At 71.0% G+C, this 2,858-nt stretch carries 2 protein-coding genes; one reads left to right on the top strand and one right to left on the bottom strand.

The window, feature by feature from the left end:
- Positions 1–142: 142 nt before the first annotated feature.
- Positions 143–1,417 carry an extracellular solute-binding protein gene (locus CR470_RS37140; protein WP_097872116.1) on the bottom strand — a complete coding sequence of 425 codons (1,275 nt, stop codon included), beginning with the start codon at positions 1,415–1,417 and terminating at the stop codon, positions 143–145.
- A 342-nt stretch (positions 1,418–1,759) separates the two neighbouring features.
- Between CR470_RS37140 and CR470_RS37135 the strand changes: the two genes are divergently transcribed.
- Positions 1,760–2,599 carry a GntR family transcriptional regulator gene (locus CR470_RS37135; RefSeq protein WP_097872114.1) on the top strand — a complete coding sequence of 280 codons (840 nt, stop codon included), beginning with the start codon at positions 1,760–1,762 and terminating at the stop codon, positions 2,597–2,599.
- The last annotated feature ends 259 nt before the right edge of the window (positions 2,600–2,858 follow it).

The following is a 2,858-nucleotide window of genomic DNA, read 5'->3' as shown; positions in this document are numbered from 1 at the left end:
AGATGTGTATAAGAGACAGGCCCGGCCCTGCGTACGGCGAGGCGCGAGGCCGGGCGCCGCCGGGGTGTGCGGGGTGCGGTCCGTTGGTCGACGACCGGCACGGCACGCCTCCTTGTCCGGGTCGTGAGCGGGCGGAGCGGGGTCAGGAACCGGCGTTCATGGCCCGGGTGATGTCCGCCGAGGCCTTCGCCGCCTCCTTCGCCGGATCGCCCCCGGTGAGCACGGCCGTCATGTAGTCCTTGATCGGGTTCTCCGCCTCGACCGCCGCCCAGCCCGGGGTGTTGGGCGTCGCGTGCCCGTTGGCCGCGCCGACCGCCATCGCGGCGGCGCCCGGGTCGTCGGCCACGGCGGAGGCCAGGGTGGTCCGGTTCGGCACATAGCTCATGGCGACGGCGAGCTTCTTCTGCCAGGCGTCCCCGGTCAGCTCCTTGATGAAGGTGACCGCCTCGTCGGGGTGGGCCGCGGCGGCCGGCACGACCAGGTCGGAGCCGCCGGTGAAGACCGCGCCCGGAGTGTCGGCGGTCTTGCCCGGGATCGGGAGGAAGGCGAGCTTGCCCTTGAGCTCGGGGTTCTGCTCCGCGATGACGCTCGCCCCGCCCGGCGTGGAGATCACCTGCGCCACCTGCCCCTGGGCCATCACCTCGGCCTGCGGCGGATCGTCCTCGTCGGAGTCCTTGGGCCCCCTGCCGAGCGCCTGGAGCTGCTCGTAGAACGCCATGCCGCGCAGTGCCTCGGGGGTGTGGAGCGCGCCGGACCACTTTCCGCCGGACTCGCTCGCGAGGTCGCCGCCCTCGTCCCAGATGAACCCGGCCAGCGCGTACCACATCTGCCCGGGCAGATAGATGCCCTGTGTGCCGCCCCGGTTGAGCTTGGTGGTGGCGTCGATCCACTGCTCACGGGTCTTGACCGCCGCAGCGTCGACGCCCGCCTTCTCGAAGAGGTCGGTGCGGTAGACGACCACCCGGTTCGCCGCGTAGTACGGGATGCCGTACTGCTTGCCCTCGTACGACCCCGGCTCCGCCAGGCCGCTCAGCCAGTCCTCGCCGTTCAGCTCCTCGGTCCGGTCGCTGAGGTCGAGCAGCCCGCCGCTCTCCGCGAACTGCGCCACCTGGGTGTTGCCCGCCTCGATGACGTCCGGGGCGTCGTTGCTCGCCAGGGCTGCGGTGATCTTCTGGCCGATCCCGTCCCACTCCTGGATCTGGATCTTCACGTCGATCGTGGGGTGGCGCTTCTCGAAGTCCGCCGTGAACTCCTTCTGGAATCTGGCAGAGACGCTGTCGCGCATGAGCCAGACGTCCACGGTCGTCCGGCCGTCCCCGTCCCCGTTCCCGGAGTCGGAACCGGACGACGAACTACAGGCACTGAGCGCGGTGGTCAGGACGAGCACGGACACACCGGCGAGCAAGCGGTACTTCACGGTTCACCTCGGAAGCAGAACTGATGTGGCTGACCTGACCTGACCTGACCTGACCTGACTGGCTTTGATCTGACTGGCTTTGACTTGGCCGGCTTTGACCTGACCACCTGACCACCTGACCAGTGGTCTCCACTGGACAGCTCACCTCTCGATGGGGGTTGAAGGTGGCATAGACCAATGAGGTCGTCAACCCCCCGCGTACGAAGGGGATTTGGCGATCCGTGCGGAGGGGGAGCGCTCGTGTCTCGCGCGGAAGGCGCTACACTTCGCCTGACCAGCAAGCCAGTTCGGTCGAGCTGGTGATGAACTGGTAAGGAATGCGGTCTGTCGGGAGGGGAGCGCGTGGACGCGGACGTGCCGGGGACGGTGCTCAAACGGGAGCGGACCCGCGATGCCGTACTGGAGCTGATCGAGTCGCGCAGCCCCGGGGACGCCATCCCCTCGGAGCGCGCCCTGTGCGCCCTGCTCGGCGTGTCGCGGCCCACCGTGCGCGCGGCGGTGGACGAGCTGGTCGCCGCCGGGCTCCTGGTGCGCGAGCACGGCCGGGGCATGTTCGTCGCCCCCGCCAAGATCACCCAGGAACTGGTCGCCGGGGACCGGGCGCTGAGCGTGCCGCAGGCGGCGGGCGCCTGGTCGAGCCGGCTGCTGGAGTTCACCACGCTCCAGGCGGGGGCCCGGGTCGGTCGCAAGCTGCGGATGTCACCCGCCGCCGAGATCGTCTACGTGGCGCGGCTGCGGCTGGTCGACGGTGCGCCGATGGCCATCGAGCACCTGCACATCCGGGCCGAGCTGGTGCCGGGCCTCAGTGCGCAGGAGCTGGAGAGCGGCGACCTGTACGAGCATCTGCGCGGCACGCACGGGGTGCACGTCCACGAGGCGGTCCAGGCCATCGAGCCCACGGTCGTCACCCGCGCCGAGGCCGGGCTGCTCGACGTCCCGGAGCTGTCGCCGGCGCTGCTCTTCGAGCGGCTGACCTCCGACACCACGGGCCGTCCGGTGGAGTACGTCCACTCGCTGTACCGGGGCGACCGCTACCGGATCGTCTCCCGGCTCGCGCTCGGCCCGGCGGCCGAGGTCGCCCCCGACCGGGAGGGGCACCACCCGGGCATCCCGCCCGGCGACTTCGCGCACGGCGACGCCATCGCCTCCTCCACCAGGGGGGACATCCAGGCGGGCGGCTGATGACACCTTCGGTTGCGTTGCGCAGGGTGCAACTCCGGTTGCACCTCTTGTCGAACGGCCGGGGGCGCGCCAGGGTGGCGGACGCATCCGAAGCAACCGAACCCCCACACGAGGTGCCTCGCATGAAGTCTGCCCACCACGCGAACGTCGGCCCCGACCGTCCAGGCCGCCCCGGCCGCGCCCCCGCGTCCGCCGCCGACGCTCCCGCCTCCGGCCGCCCCAGCCGCCGGAGCCTCCTCGGCGGCTGTCTCTTATACAC

This window comes from Streptomyces sp. rh34 (genome assembly GCF_002551245.1).
Lineage (GTDB): Bacteria > Actinomycetota > Actinomycetes > Streptomycetales > Streptomycetaceae > Streptomyces.
The sequence above is the reverse complement of the archived record's forward strand: the minus strand, read 5'-3'. Positions and strand labels throughout refer to the sequence as shown.